Raw genomic sequence first — 13,522 nt, 5'->3', positions numbered from 1 at the left:
GGCCGCCGGCCCTCAGGCGATCTTGGTGGTGAGGGAGCGGGCCACGACCCGGGGAAGGGTCGCGGTGCGCAGCGGACGCGCGTCCCCCGGCTCGTCGGTGGCCGTCAGCTCCACTCCTGGCACCCAGAACGGGGCGTCGAGCAGCGCCAGGACCAGCTCCTCGTCCGGGCGGGCGGCAGGTGCCTGGTGCAGCACGATTCCGACCCGCTGACCGGACGCGGTGAGCTGCGTACCGGCGGCGAAGCGGCTTCCGGCCGGGGCGACGAGGGCGGTCAGGCGGGCGTCGGACCCGGTAGGCGCGGTCAGACCGTCGGAGCCGTGGAACTCGCCGATCCGGCTCCAGTCGATCATCCAGGCCAGGTCGGCCTCGCCGACGGCCAGTTCACCGAATCCGGCGCCGTACACACCCATCCCGGCCTCGGCCTGCACCCGGGCCAGTCCCGCCCCGCCGACCTCGGCGCCGCCCTGCGCGGAAACGGCCGCGAGCAGCATCTCGTGCGCGGTCCCGGGGCATTCGGACAGCAGCAGGTAGCCGTACTCGCCGGTGGTGCCGACGCGGGCCAGGTGGGCGGTGGCGCCGGGGACGCCTGGCGAGGCCTCGGTGACGGCGTGCAGGGGCAGGCCGGAGATGTCGAAGTCCACGAGGCCCGCCGCGACCGACCAGGCGAGCGGGCCCTCGAAGGCGGTGGCGCCCCAGCCCTCGGGGGAGATCTCGACGGTGACACCGGCTGCGGTCTCGAACTGCCGGAGGTAGGTGTCGAGTTCGCTGTCCGTGACGCTGGTACGCGGCAGCAGCCACGTCTCGTCGCCGATCTCGAAGTGCAGCAGGATCGCGAAGGGGGTGCCGTCGGCGTTCAGGGCCAGCACTTCGCGGGCCGTGTCCGGCTCCACGAAGTCGGCGGACTTCGTGAGGAAGCGGTCGAGGTGGGTCAGCCGGTCGTCACCGGTCAGCCGGACCAGTGGGGCGGTGACGCGGTAAGCCCCCACGGTGGTGCGCAGGGTGGCGTAGTCGTCGGTGGCGGTGCGGGCGGCGGCCGGGGTGACGGTGACGGTGGTGGCGGTCATGATCTGTTGTTGCCTTCCGGGTGAACGGTTCAGGAGGAAAGGGGAGACGGGGCGGAAAGGGGAGACGGGGCGGAAAGGGGTGTGTCATGTACGGAGAGCAGCCAGGCGCTGTCCTTCGCGGCGGAGACTCCGCCGATGAGAAGCCCGGACGGGGTGGCGCGCAGCACGAGTTCGTCGTGCGCGGACGCGGCGGGCGCGCAGTGCAGCCAACGCCCGTCCGAGAGCCGGACCGAGGCTCGCCGCGCCCACACCTGACGGAAGCCGCCGGAGGACAACTCCCAGCGATTCCCGGCTGATTCGAGGGCGACGGCCGTATGGCGAGGGGTGTGCGGGGTGAGCCACAGGACGTTCTCGCGGTCCGTGCCGGGCGCCTGGACGTCGACACGGAGACCGTCGGCGTCGGCGGCGATCTCCCAGCCGATGCCGGTGTCCGGGGCGTACAGGCCGAGCGGGTGCTTCTTCTCCCAGGCGCCGGTGGACGGTACCCCCCAGCCGAGTCCGGCGGCCCGGTCGTGGCGGCTGTTCTCCTGGGTCACCCACAGGCCCGCGGACCAGTGGGGGTGGTGGCCGTAGGAGCGGATGCGGGGATACGGGCTGCGCAGCACCTTGGTGGTGCCCTCCTGCCAGACGGTGACGCCGCCCGCACCGGCGCGCACTTCCAGACGGCGCGCGGTGTCCGCGTCGGCGTGCCCTCTCAGACGGCGCGCGGCGTCCGCACGGCCGGGACGGATCTCGGTGCGCATCCGGGCCACGCCGTCCGCACTGGGTTCCACCGCGCGCTCCAGGAGCGTGCTGTGGACGAGCCGGACCCGTCCGTCGACCGGCAGCGAGACCCGTACGCCGCTGCCTTGCCAGGTCAGCACGCCACCCGCCGGGGCGACCTGCGACGCGGCGACGACCTCGGAGGCGTCGCGCACCCCCACCCCGAGCCCGATCGGATACGCCTGCCCTTCGGTGTCGGTGAAGACGCCCTGGCGCAGGCCGACGGTCTGGAAGACGCGGCCGGTGTCGGAGCCGGTGCGGGTGAACTCCTGGAGCAGGGCCGTGCCGTCGAGGGTGAAGGTGCCGGTGACCGTGGTCTCGCCAAGCCGCTCGGTGACCCGGACCCCGCCCGCGACCGCATCCAAGGCGAGGTCGCGAGGCTCACCCTCGCGCCAGCCGGCCGGGCGGTCGGCCCGGCAGCTGGGCCAGGTCGACACGAACACGGGGCCGTGGTGACCCTCGGCCAGAACGCTCACCGTGCCGTCTTCGCCGTCCACCTCGCAGGTGAGCGGGCCCTCGGTGAACCGGTACGGGGCGACACCGCGCGCGGCCCGCACCCGGTACGGCGGCCGAGTGATCCGCAGCGTGCGCACCTCGCCGCCGGGCTCGGTGAGACGGGCGTCGCGCACGGCTCCCCGGTCCACGTCCACGGTCGCGTCGAGCCGGAACTCGCCGAGCGCCAGGCGGTAGTCGACGGTGCGCACCCCGTCCACCAGCCGCACGTCGGAGCCGAGCTCGTCGTCACGGGAATCGGCGACGGAACCGAAGCTGGTCAGGCTGCCCAGCGCGGCCGTGGCCCGCTCGCCCAGGTCGGCGAAGACGCTGCGCAGGACGAGGGGGATGTGGTTGTGCAGCTCCACGTTGCCGTCCTCGCCGGGGACGGCCCGGCCCACCGAGACACAGCCGACGCGCCGGTAGAGCCGGAACGCCACGGTGTTGGCCGGGTTGACGGTCAGCCGGAGTACCAGGCAGCCGGAGCGCATCATCCACTCGACGGCCTCGGTGAACAGCCGCCCGGTGACCATGCCGCCCCGGTGCGCGGGGTGGACGAAGAACATGTCCGCGATCAGTTCACCAGCCCGGGCCGAGCGTCGCCCGGTGTGGTGGAACAGGCCGAACGTGCCCACGAGCCGCTCGTCGTCCACGGCCACCAGGAAGGTCGCCGTCTCCCGCTCGGACAGCTCCCGGGCGAGCTCGGCGCCGGTGACTCCTCCGGCGACCGGGTTGGGGTTGTCGCGGTGGCGGTTGTACAGCTCCGCGATGGTGTGCGCGTCGCCGTCCTCGTACGGGCGGATCGTGAGGGCCATGGCCCCGCCTCCTTCTGTGGGCGCTCAGCTCTTGCGGCCGGTGGTGACGACGAGAGTCCCGGCCGCGGCGAGTTCGGAGCCGACGCTCGCCCGCACCTTCACCTGGCGCAGGCCGCCGAGCCGCTGCCCGAGCCTGGCCTCAAGGGTGAGCTGGTCGCCGGGGACGACGAGCCGGGAGAACTTCATGTTGCTGATGGAGCCGAGGTAGCCGACGCTCCGCGAGGGATCGGCCTCCTCGGGACCCTCGGGACCCTCGGGACCCTCGGGACCCTCGGCCCCGTTGACTCCCTCGGTGATCTCCGCGACGTAGACGACGGCGACCAACTGGGCCATCGCCTCGACGATCAGCACGCCCGGCATGATCGAGTGGTCGGGGTAGTGCCCGGCGAAGAACGGCTCGTTGACCGAGACGCTCTTCACGCCACGTCCCGAAACGCCCGGCACGACGTCGTAGGCGCGGTCGATCATCAGCATCGGCCAGCGGTGCGGCAGCATCCGCTTGATGTCGTCGGACGCATAGCTCAGGGCCTTGGGCGCGGATGTGTCGGCCGGGGCGCCGAGGGCGGTGGCAGGGCTCACGCGGCGGCCTCGCGGTCCTCGATGAAGTCGACCAGCGCGTTGACGGAGCCGAAGGCCTCGAAGTCGTCGTCGCTGATCAGCACGTCGTACTCGTTGTTGACCATGACGACGATCTCCAGCGTGTCCAGCGAGTCCATCTCAAGGCCCCGGCCGAACAGGGGCTGGTTGTCGGACACGACGGACGGCTCGACGTCGAGCCCGAGCCGGTCGATGATCATCGACTTGACCTTCGTGTTCCTGGCGAGACGGGCCTCGGCCCGGGTGCGGATGTCGTCGAACGCGGCAGTGGACATAGTGGGTTCTCCTGTGAACTAGACGGAAAATAGGGTCAGTTGGGGATCATCCCGCCGTCAACGGTCAGGACCTTCCCGGTGATGTACGAGGCGGCGGGCGAGGCCATGAAGACGGCGGCCTGGGCGACCTCGGCAGGAGTCCCGGTACGGCCGAGCGGGACCACCTGGAGCGCCTCCTTCAGTTGGACCGGAGAGACCTTTCTGGTCATGTCGGTGTCGATGAAGCCGGGGGCGACGACGTTGACCCGGATGCCGCGCGGCGCCACCTCGTGCGAGAGGGTCTTGGCCAGCGCGATCACGCCGCCCTTGCTGGCGGCGTAGTTGGCCTGCCCGGCCCGCCCGGCGATGCCGCTGGTGGAGGCGATCAGGACGAGGGAGCCGCCGCCCGCGTACATCTGCTTGGTGGCCTCGCGGGCGGTGAGGAAGGCACCCGTGAGGTTGGTGCCGATGACCTCCTGCCACTTGCCGCTGCTCATGGCGGCGAAGTGGCCGTCGGCGGTTACCCCGGAGTTGAGGACGGCGACCTGGAGCGGACCCCATTCGGTGCGGATCCGCTTGAACATGGCGGTGACCTGCCCCTCGTCCGCGACATCGGCCCGCACGGGGAGCGCCTCCCGCCCCAGGGCGCGGATGCGCTCCGCGACCTGTTCGGCCTTGGCGGCGCTGGAACGGTAGTTGAGGGCGACGTCGCAGCCGTGCTCGGCGAGCGCCAGCGCGGTGGCCGCGCCGATGCCGCGTGAGGCACCGGTGACCAGCGCCCGGGTGCCCTCGGGGAACAGGAAGCTCATGCGGCGCCTCCCGTCATGGCGGCGGTGACCTGGTGCTGCCCGGGGTCGAAGCCCTCGGCGTCACCGCCGATGCCGTCGCGGGTGGCGGCCTTGAGGACCTCCTGGGCGACGGCGAGGTCGAGGATGCCGAGACCGAACGGTGAGAAGACGACGCGCCTTTCGGCCGCCGGAGCCTGGCCCTGGCCCTGGCCCTGGTCCTGGCCTTGACCCTGGCCGAGGATGGTGGCGATCTCGGCGGCCACGAAGCGGCGGTGCCCGGTCTCCTGCTCGGCGCGGTGCAGCGAGGTCTGTTCGCGCAGTGCGTGGTCGATGTCGTCGACGACGTTGTACGCGTCCAGGACGGAGGCCGTAGTCAGGTCGCGCAGCGACAGGTGCAGGACCACCTGGTGCCGGGGGTGGTCGGGGTGGGCGGCGAGGTCGAGCCAGTACGTGGAGTCGGTGGTGGCGATGGACACCGTGTCGGCGCGCAGCGCGTCGTCCAGGTCACCGGTCAGGTACCTCAGCGCCGGTCGCTCGGCCGCGAGTTGGCCCGCGAGGGTCTCGGCGCGCCCGGCCACCGCGTCCTGGAGGGTGACGGTCCGCAGCTCGGGGTGGGTCGGCGCGAGGAAGTCGAGGACGCGCCGGTTGATGGTGCCGCAGCCGATCAGGCCGAGGGTACGGACCGGGCGGTCACCGTGCAGTGCCCGGCTGGCGAGCGCGGCCGATGCCGCGGTGCGGGACGCCGATATCTGGCTGGCTTCCAGGACGGCGGTCGGGTATCCGGTGTCGAGGTCGTTGAGGATCTGCACCGACGCGGCGCGTTGGAGGCCCTTGTCGACGTTGGCGGGGAAGGACGAGATCCACTTCAGGCCCATGACGGGCTCGGGGCCGCCGAGATAGGCGGGCAGGGTGATGGCGCGCGAGCCGGAGTCGCCGGGCGGGCGCAGGAACCCGGAGAACGGCACCTCTGAGCTGCCCTGGCCGTGCAGGAGGTACGCGGTACGGACCGCGTCGAGCACGCTGGCGTCGAGGCCGGTGAGCGCGGCGGCGACGTCCTCGCGACCGAGGATTCTCATGGCTGATCAGTTCCTCTGCGGGGGAAGAGTTGGCGGGATGTACGAGGGAGGAGGGCAGCTGGGCGACGTCAGCCGAAGCGCGACTCCACCCAGGTGTCGCTGTAGATCGTGTCGAGGTAGCGGTCGCCCCCGTCGGGGAGGATCGCGACGCAGGTGGCGCCCGGTCCGATCCAGGAGGCGGCGTCCAGCAGGGCCGCCGTGACCGCGCCGGACGAGCCGCCCGCGAGGATCGACTCCTTCGCCAGGAGTTGGCGGCAGCCGCGCACGCAGTCCAGGTCGGTCACCTTCACCACCCGGTCCGCGAGACCGGTGCGCAGCAGCGGCGGGACCACCGCTGCTCCGTGCCCGGGGATGGTGCGGCGGTGTCCGCGCTCCCAGGGCTCGGGCGGGCCGAAGATCACGCTGCCCACCGCGTCCACCGCCACCACCTGCGTGCGCAGGCCCTCCGCGGTGATGTATTCGGCGCAGCCGCGCAGCGTGCCGGTGGTTCCGGCGGCGACGAAGAGGTAGTCGGGGGCCTTCGGGAGAGCTTCGTGGATCTCGCGCATGGTGTGGTGGTGGGCGCGGGCGTTGTCCTCGTTGCCGTACTGGTTGGGCCAGTAGGCGTCGGGCACCGTGCGCAGGAGTTCGTGCACCCGCCTGATCCGGGACGGCAGGTACTCGCCGCTCTCCGGGTCGCGGTCCACGGTCTCGACCGTCGCCCCGTACGCCCGCATGATCGCGGTGTTCTGAGGGGTGGTCCGTGGGTCGACGACACAGATCAGGCCGAGCCGGTGGAAGCTGCACAACTGGGCCAGGGCGATGCCCAGGTTCCCGGAGGAGGACTCCACGACGGTGGAGACGCCGGGCAGCAACTCCCCGGTGGAAAGAGCGTGTTCGATCATCGATCGGGCGGCGCGGTCCTTGATCGAGCCGCCCGGGTTGAACCGCTCGCACTTGCCGTACACCTGGAAGCGCGCCGGAGGGAACAGCCGGTCGAGGGCGACCAGAGGGGTGGCGCCGATCGTCGCGATGATGTCCGGATGGCTGGGGCGGGGCGCATCGTCGGGGCGGGCCGGATCGCTGCGACGGGCCGCGGCGGCGCGGGGCGCCGCGGCAGAGGAGGCCACGGTCACTCCCGTACCTTTCTGCTGATCTGGAGCCGGAGTTCACTGACGTAGCGCTCACCGTCGGCGTCCGTCAGCCAGGAGTCCTCCGGGTGGGGCAGCGGCTCGCTGAGGATCACGGTGGCGTCCGCGTCGCGGCGCTGGGTGCGGCGGACGAGGTTGGCGAACGACAGCATGAGGGTGGGGCTGGTGAAGTCGACCAGGGACGGCTTCGTCTCCTGCGGGAACTTCACGAACGCCCGGTCGGGCAGCCCGCTGTCGCGCAGCCATCGCCGCACCGCCAGGTAGTCGCGCTCCCGGTCGGGCTTGGCGGCGAGCGGGATCTCCCCGGCCCGCACCCGCCAGGTCTCCCGGAACAGGACCAACCCGCCGAGAGTGACGCGCGGGGCGTGTGCCCGGTCCAGCCCGATCTTGAAGGCGTCCGCCGCGATGATCGACACCGGGACGGCGAGCAGTTCGGCCATGCTCCACACGCGCCCGTCGGGCGTGGTGGCGGTGACCGTGCCGTTCCGTTCGGCCAGCGTGATCGCGACGGCCGCGTCGATGCGCGAGCGGTCGTCGAACGGAGCCCGGGCGAACCCGATGAGCCGGTCACCCGCCCCGATGGGCGCGGGCACCATACGGCCACTGTTGCGCTTCCAGTCGACCGGGAGCAGCGGCACCAGACGCGGCGCGTCGATCGCGGCGTTCACCTTGTCGCGCAGGGAGCCCCCGTCGGCGGTCCGGCCGCCGGTCCGATCGCCGGTCCGATCGCCGGTCCAGTCGAGGAACGGCAGGTCGCAGGTGGCGAGACAGGCGTGCAGCTCGCCGAGGACGACCGTCAGGCCCCCGTCCGTCCCCTGGAGCAGCTGGAGGTCCGGGCTGTGCAGGGCGAGATGGGGCGAGCGGACCGGCCCGGTGCGAAAGGCGGCGCTCGCCCGCTCCTCGATGTCCTCGACCCGCAGGTCGACTCGCGGATCGCCCCGTGGACCGACGCGCGCCGCACCAGCCGGGTCCAGCACCTCTCCCCACCTCTCGGCGAGTTCACGGGTCGCGGTGTGCACCGGTACGGCGCCGTCGCCCCAGAACAGGCCGAGCACCCGCGGCCATACGTCGGCGAGCGTGACGGCGGAGCGCCGCGCGGCAGTGGCCCGTACGAGAGCGGCGACCTCCGCCTCGACCAGCTCCACGACCCGGTTGCCGAACCAGTCCGCCGCGTCCGCCACCAGGGCGAGCGGGCGGGCGACGGTGTCCAGCAGGTCGGTGCCGAGCTCGACCCGGCAGTCGCGCACCGCGTCCTGATAGCAGAGGGTGCGGCCCGCGTACGCCTTGCCCTCGTCGCGGGACGCGTCGAGTCCGGTCGTACGGACGAAGAAGGCGTCCAACGCGTCGAGTCGCAGGGCGAGTTCGTCTGCGGAGACGGCGGCGGCCGCGTCGATGGCGTCGCGATGCCGGTCGAGCTCGGCGAGTACCGTCTCGAAGCGGGCGAAGAGTTCGGGGTCGGCGACGGCGGCCACCCGCCGCCGCAGGATCCGCTCGGCCCGCACATCGACCGGGATGTTGGCGTCCCAGGTCAGCAGGCGCTGCTTGAGCAGCCGCGTCAGGACCTTCTCGACACGGGCCCGCGCCCCGTCCGCCGCCCAGCCGTCCTCGTGTACGAGGGCATCGGTGATCGCCGCGCCATTGCGCTCCCCGTCCGCGTACCCGAGGATCTGGCGGTCCTCCGGGCGCAGCCGCGTGACCCGTCCGCCCGGCAGGAGCAGCCGGTCGCCGTCGAGGTGGACGTCGGGGCGCGGCAACGGCGGGAACCACCAGCGGGCGCCCGGCTGGGCGACCATCCAGTCCGCGAGGGCGGCCAGCGCCCAGCGCTCGAAGAACGTACGGCTCTCCACGGTCAGCCGCTCGCCGTGGTCCACCGTGAGCGCCTCGGGTACGCGACCGACGGAGAGCCAGGCGGCCGGGCCGAAGAAGCCGATCGTCTCGGCCTTGGCGCAGTAGCGCAGCCAGTACATGGCGAGGGTGCGTTCGCGCTGTCTGCGCTTGGACTCCTTGCCGGTGCCCGCGGCGAGCGCGTCGAGGATCCGGTAGACGGTCCGGTTCTGCCAGGCGATGGCCGTACGGACCCGCTCGTCTCGGGCGAGGTCGGCCAGGCGCCGTGACTCGGCCTCGCTGTCGGCGCGGTAGGCGGCGGCGAAGGCGCCTGGGTCGCCGCGGTCGGCAGCGGCCGCGGCGGTCGGCCCGCCGAGCAGGGCGACACCCGAGGCGGGGAACCCGGCGCTGCGCAGCAGCCCGACGCCCCAGGTGTGCCACTGGCTGTCGCCGAGGCGACGGGTGGGCCGGAAGTCGGCCCAGTCGTGCGCGTGCGGCGCTTCACGGGTGCTGGTCACGCGGCCCGCCTCTCGGCGCCTGTGCCCGTGCTCGCGCCTGTGCCCGAGTCCGCGCCTGTGCCCGAGTCCGCGCCTGTGCCCGAGTCCGCGTCCGGGCCCGAGTCCGCGTCCGAGTCCGAGTCCGCGTCCGAGTCCGGGCTCAAGTACGAGCCCGCGCCCGCACCTGCGCCCGCGCGCGAGTCGGTTTCCGCGGTGACCTTCGCGTCGGTTTCCGCGTCGCGCAGTGCGACCGCGAGACGGGAGACGCCCTCGGCGATGCGGTCACGAGGGGCGTTGCTGAAACAGAGCCGCAGCGTGTCGGCGCACTCCCCGTCCAGCCCGAAGTGGCCGCCGGGCACGAAGGAGACGCCTTGCTCCGCGGCGGCGACCGCCAGGCGCCGGGTGCCGGCGCGACCCGTGTGCCGCAGCCACAGATAGAAGCCGCCATCCGGCCGCCGCCACCGCCAGGGCCCGTCCGTACCCAGCTCCCGCTGGAGCGCGTCGGCCATCAGCCCGCACCGCTCCCGGTAGCGCTCCCGGTAGGCGTCGAGCAGCGTGTCCCACCCGCTGCGGGCGTGGAACGCGGCGAGCGCGGCCTGGGTGAACGCCGAAGGGGACAGCGCCATCACCTCGGTCGTACGGCGCAGTCGCCCGGCGAGCGGCTCGGGCGCGGCGATCCATCCGCAGCGCAGGCCAGGAGCGAAGACCTTGGAGAAGGTGCCGAGATAGACGACGTTCTCCGGATCGATCCCCTGGAGGGTCTGGAAGGTGCGCCCGTCGAAGCCGAGCAGTCCGTACGGGTTGTCCTCGACGATCAGCAGGCCTGACTCCCGGGCGACGTCGAGGAGTTGGTGACGGCGCTCGACGGACAGGGTCGCGCCGGTGGGATTCTGGAAGGTCGGGTTGCAGTAGAGCATCCGCACTTGCCGCCCTTCGGCACGCAGCCGTGCCACGGTCGCGCGCAGCGCCTGCGGATCGAGCCCCTCGGCGTCCTCGGGGGCGCCGTACGGTCGCAGCCCCGCCGTGCGGAACGCGGCTGCCGCGCCCGGGTAGGCGGGGGTCTGGCAGAGCACGGTCTCACCCGGTGTGGCGAGGCCGAGGCCGAGGGCGAGCAGCCCCATCTGGGAGCCCGCGGTCGGTACCAGGTTCCCGGCGCCCCCGGCGCTGCCGCCCTCCCGGGCCATCAGATCGGTGATCGCCGGGACGAGGGCCTTGGCCAGGTGCGGGGTGCTGTACTGGAGGGCGATCCGTCCGCCGAGCCGGGTCAGCCGGGCCAGCTGCTCGGAGAGTTCCTTCAACGGCAGCAGGTCGAGGTCCGGCAGGCCACCGGCGAACGAGATCAGGTCCTCGCCGCGTTCGAACAGCCTGGGCATCCCGGCCGCGGGTTGCGTGTCGGTCCACATGGCGGTCATTCCCCCGACGGCGCGGACGTGCTGCCGGACGGCGCGGGCGCGCGGCCCGGCAGCTGTTCGCGCACGACCCTCAGCAGACCGGCCGACGAGGTGAGGGAGAGGTCAGCGAGGGCATCGGGGTCCAGCTCGATGCCGAACCGGTCCTCGACGGCCATCACCAGGGCGACGGTGTGCAGCGAGTCCACGCCGAGGTCCACGAGCGGCGTTTCGGAGTCGGTGACCCGCACGGCGCAGATCTCCTCGACGAGCTGGTCAAACTGCGGCTGGTTCATGGGGGTTCCTCGTGGGTGCGGTGATGTCAGTGGCTGTGCGGGTGCCGCCGGTCGAGCCGTCGTCGCCCTCGGCCATGAGCAGCCGGGCGACGGCCGCGCGGTCGGGTTTTCCGTTGGCGGTCAGCGGTACGGTGCCGATCCGGACGATCCGGTCGGGGAGGCGGGCCGGGTCCAGGTGGCGGGAGAGGGCGGTACGGACCTCGTCCGGGCCGAGTTCCGTCTGCACGGCGAGCAGCAGCCGGGCGTCCTCGTCGGCGGGGCACGGGGCGACGGCCGCGTATACGCCGGGGACGCGCTCGGCGGCGTACTCGATCTCCGACAGGGCCATCCGGACACCGCGCCGCTTGATCATGTCGTCGTCGCGGCCGACGAAGTACAGCAGCCCGTTGGAGTCGAGCCGCCCCTGGTCGCCGGTGTGGAGTTCGAGGGAGCCGTCGGCGCGGCGCACGTACCGGCTCTGCCGCTCCAGGGGGACTCCCCAGTACCCGGCCATCACGGTCTCGCCCCACACGACGATCTCGCCGACCTCGCCCGGAGGCAGCGTCCGCTGGTCCGGGCCGACGATCCGTATGTGGTCGCCGGGGATGGACCGGCCCACCGATTCGGGGTGCTCCGCGTACAGGGCGGGGTCGAGGACCGAGACGCGCTTGCACTCGGTCATCCCGTACATGGACGCGAAGACCGAGCCGGGGAAGGCGTCGAGCAGGTCGCCCATCACGGCGCGGCTGGGCCGGGCGCCGGTGTTGGTGAACAGCCGGACCGTCGTGGGGCGGCGCGGTTTCTTCCGGAGCAGGGCGAGGATCCGCGCGAGTGAGGGCACGAGCGGGATGACGGTGACGCCGTGGCGTTCGATGGTCCTGATCAGGCCGAGGTCGCCGTCCCGGTCGGCGAGGACCAGGGTGGCGCCCGTGAGTGCGCACAGCAGGGCCTGGTAGAGGCCGTAGTCGAAGGAGAGCGGCAGTCGGCACAGCACCACGTCGTCGGCGCGGTAGCCGAGGCGGTCGTTGATGGCGCGGACGGCGGCGAGTACCTGGCGGTGCGGGCAGACGACGCCCTTGGGGCGTCCCGTGGTGCCGGAGGTGTAGATCAGCAGGGCGACCGCGTCGTCCGCGACCTCGGCGGTGGCGAAATCGGGGGTGACGGGATGGGCCGGTGCCTGCCGTGTCCGTCGTATCTCCCGTATCTCTCGCGCGGCCCGCTCCACTTCGACGGTGACCCGGGCGCCCGCGCCCCCGGCCGACGGGCCGAGCGCGAGGGCGGCCGCGCAGTCCCGCACGATGTGGTCCGTCTGGTCGTCCGTCAGGCCGGGGTGTACGGGGACGAAGACAGCCCCGATGCGCAGCGCGCCCCACAGCAGGGCGAGGAAGGTGCGGTCGCCCGCGCCCGCGTGGACGACCCGGTCGCCCGCGCACACCCCCTGGCGGCGCAGCCAGCTGGCCGCCCGGTCGGCCTCGGTGCCCAGCTCGGCGTAGGTCAGCGGGCCTTCGGCGTCGATGAGCGCGACGCGGCCGGGGTGCTCATCGCGAGCATGGGTGAGAAGGTCAGACACGGGCATGGCCGAGGTCCTCCTTCCGGGAGACGGCCGCGCCGAGCCGTGCCCGCACCGTGTCGAGGTCGCGGGGAGCGGTCACGCGGACGACGGCGAGCGTGGGCAACTGGCGCTTGTAGATGCCCGCGAGGGTGCGGGCGGGCGGCAGACAGACCGTCACCTCGGGCGCGATCCGGCCGAGCGTGGCCAGGCACAGGTCCCAGCGCACCGGCCTGACCACCTGTTCGACGAGGCGGTGGCGGACGTCGTCCGGCTCGCTGACGACGGTGCCGTCGGCGTTCGACAGCAGCGTCCCGGTCGGCCGCAGGAACGGTGTCCGCTCGGCCGCCGCCGCGACGGCCCGCCGCGCGGACTCCATGTACGGGGTGTGGAAGGCGCCCGCGACCGGAAGCGGCTTGACCGCGGCAGCGGGCGGCGGGGCGGCGGCGAGCCGCTCCAGGTCCGCCACGGCTCCGGCCGCGACGATCTGGCCGGGACCGTTGAACGTGGCCGCGTACAGCCCCAGTTCGCCGATGCGGTCGAGAACTCCGGCCTCGTCGCCACCGACCACGGCCGCCATCGAGGTGGGGGTCTCGGCGCAGGCGGCGGCCATCGCCCGGCCCCGTACGGCGGCGAGCCGTACGGCGTCGGCGGGGGTGAGCGCTCCGGCGTAGACCGCCGCGGTCAGCTCCCCGACCGAGTGCCCGGCGGCCACCAGCTGTCCCCCGGGCCAGGCCGGGCCGAGCGCCTCGTAGGCGAGGAGTCCGGCGGCGACGAGCAGCGGCTGGGCGTGGTCGGTGCGGGTGATCTCGGCGGCCGTCGCCTTGCCGCCGAGGTGTAGGAGGTCCACGTCGGCGGCATCGGACCAGGCCCGCAGCCGCTCGGCGTACTCCGGATCGCGCAGCCAGCCGGCCAGCATGCCCGGCGTCTGGGCGCCTTGCCCCGGCGCAACGAATGCGTACATGCGTTCGAATCTCCTGTCGTGCGGTGACGGCGGCCGGTACGGGGGA

The 13,522-nt window shown here is 73.0% G+C and carries 12 protein-coding genes; all 12 read right to left on the bottom strand.

Annotated elements, in window-relative coordinates; all coding sequences use genetic code 11:
* Positions 1-12 precede the first annotated feature (12 nt).
* Entirely contained in the window at positions 13-1,065 is a 1,053-nt protein-coding gene (locus GCN81_RS18490) for an aminomethyl transferase family protein (RefSeq protein WP_156725745.1), read from the bottom strand.
* 29 nt (positions 1,066-1,094) lie between these two features.
* Positions 1,095-3,134: a GNAT family N-acetyltransferase gene (locus GCN81_RS18485; protein WP_156725744.1), complete on the bottom strand. Its 2,040-nt coding sequence runs from the start codon at positions 3,132-3,134 to the stop codon at positions 1,095-1,097.
* 24 nt (positions 3,135-3,158) lie between these two features.
* Positions 3,159-3,713 carry a 3-hydroxyacyl-ACP dehydratase FabZ gene (fabZ, locus tag GCN81_RS18480; protein ID WP_156725743.1) on the bottom strand — a complete coding sequence of 185 codons (555 nt, stop codon included), beginning with the start codon at positions 3,711-3,713 and terminating at the stop codon, positions 3,159-3,161.
* Positions 3,710-4,006, bottom strand: a complete 297-nt coding sequence (locus GCN81_RS18475) for an acyl carrier protein (RefSeq protein WP_156725742.1) — start codon at positions 4,004-4,006, stop codon at positions 3,710-3,712. The genes fabZ and GCN81_RS18475 overlap by 4 nt, the downstream gene beginning before the upstream one ends.
* A 35-nt stretch (positions 4,007-4,041) precedes the next feature.
* Positions 4,042-4,794 carry a 3-oxoacyl-ACP reductase FabG gene (gene fabG, locus GCN81_RS18470; protein WP_156725741.1) on the bottom strand — a complete coding sequence of 251 codons (753 nt, stop codon included), beginning with the start codon at positions 4,792-4,794 and terminating at the stop codon, positions 4,042-4,044.
* Positions 4,791-5,849, bottom strand: a complete 1,059-nt coding sequence (gene sbnB / locus GCN81_RS18465) for a 2,3-diaminopropionate biosynthesis protein SbnB (protein WP_156725740.1) — start codon at positions 5,847-5,849, stop codon at positions 4,791-4,793. Before sbnB ends, fabG begins: the two co-directional genes overlap by 4 nt.
* 68 nt (positions 5,850-5,917) lie before the next feature.
* On the bottom strand, positions 5,918-6,853 hold the full coding sequence (sbnA, locus tag GCN81_RS18460) for a 2,3-diaminopropionate biosynthesis protein SbnA (protein WP_407697987.1): 936 nt from the start codon (positions 6,851-6,853) through the stop codon (positions 5,918-5,920).
* Between the two features lie 107 nt (positions 6,854-6,960).
* A complete protein-coding gene (locus tag GCN81_RS18455) occupies positions 6,961-9,321 on the bottom strand; it encodes a lantibiotic dehydratase (protein ID WP_156725738.1) in 2,361 nt (786 codons plus the stop codon).
* The gene (locus GCN81_RS18450) at positions 9,318-10,712 is read right to left on the bottom strand and encodes an aminotransferase-like domain-containing protein (RefSeq protein WP_231626821.1); all 1,395 of its coding nucleotides are present in this window, start codon (positions 10,710-10,712) and stop codon (positions 9,318-9,320) included. The genes GCN81_RS18455 and GCN81_RS18450 overlap by 4 nt, the downstream gene beginning before the upstream one ends.
* The gene (locus GCN81_RS18445) at positions 10,709-10,984 is read right to left on the bottom strand and encodes an acyl carrier protein (RefSeq protein WP_156725737.1); all 276 of its coding nucleotides are present in this window, start codon (positions 10,982-10,984) and stop codon (positions 10,709-10,711) included. Before GCN81_RS18445 ends, GCN81_RS18450 begins: the two co-directional genes overlap by 4 nt.
* Positions 10,965-12,539, bottom strand: a complete 1,575-nt coding sequence (locus tag GCN81_RS18440; RefSeq protein WP_156725736.1) for a class I adenylate-forming enzyme family protein — start codon at positions 12,537-12,539, stop codon at positions 10,965-10,967. Before GCN81_RS18440 ends, GCN81_RS18445 begins: the two co-directional genes overlap by 20 nt.
* Positions 12,526-13,476, bottom strand: coding sequence for an ACP S-malonyltransferase (locus GCN81_RS18435; RefSeq protein ID WP_156725735.1), 951 nt, complete (start codon positions 13,474-13,476; stop codon positions 12,526-12,528). Before GCN81_RS18435 ends, GCN81_RS18440 begins: the two co-directional genes overlap by 14 nt.
* Positions 13,477-13,522: the final 46 nt, after the last annotated feature.

This window comes from Streptomyces apocyni, assembly GCF_009739465.1.
Classification (GTDB): Bacteria; Actinomycetota; Actinomycetes; order Streptomycetales; family Streptomycetaceae; genus Streptomyces; species Streptomyces apocyni.
This window is presented reverse-complemented; position numbering and strand designations above follow the sequence as displayed.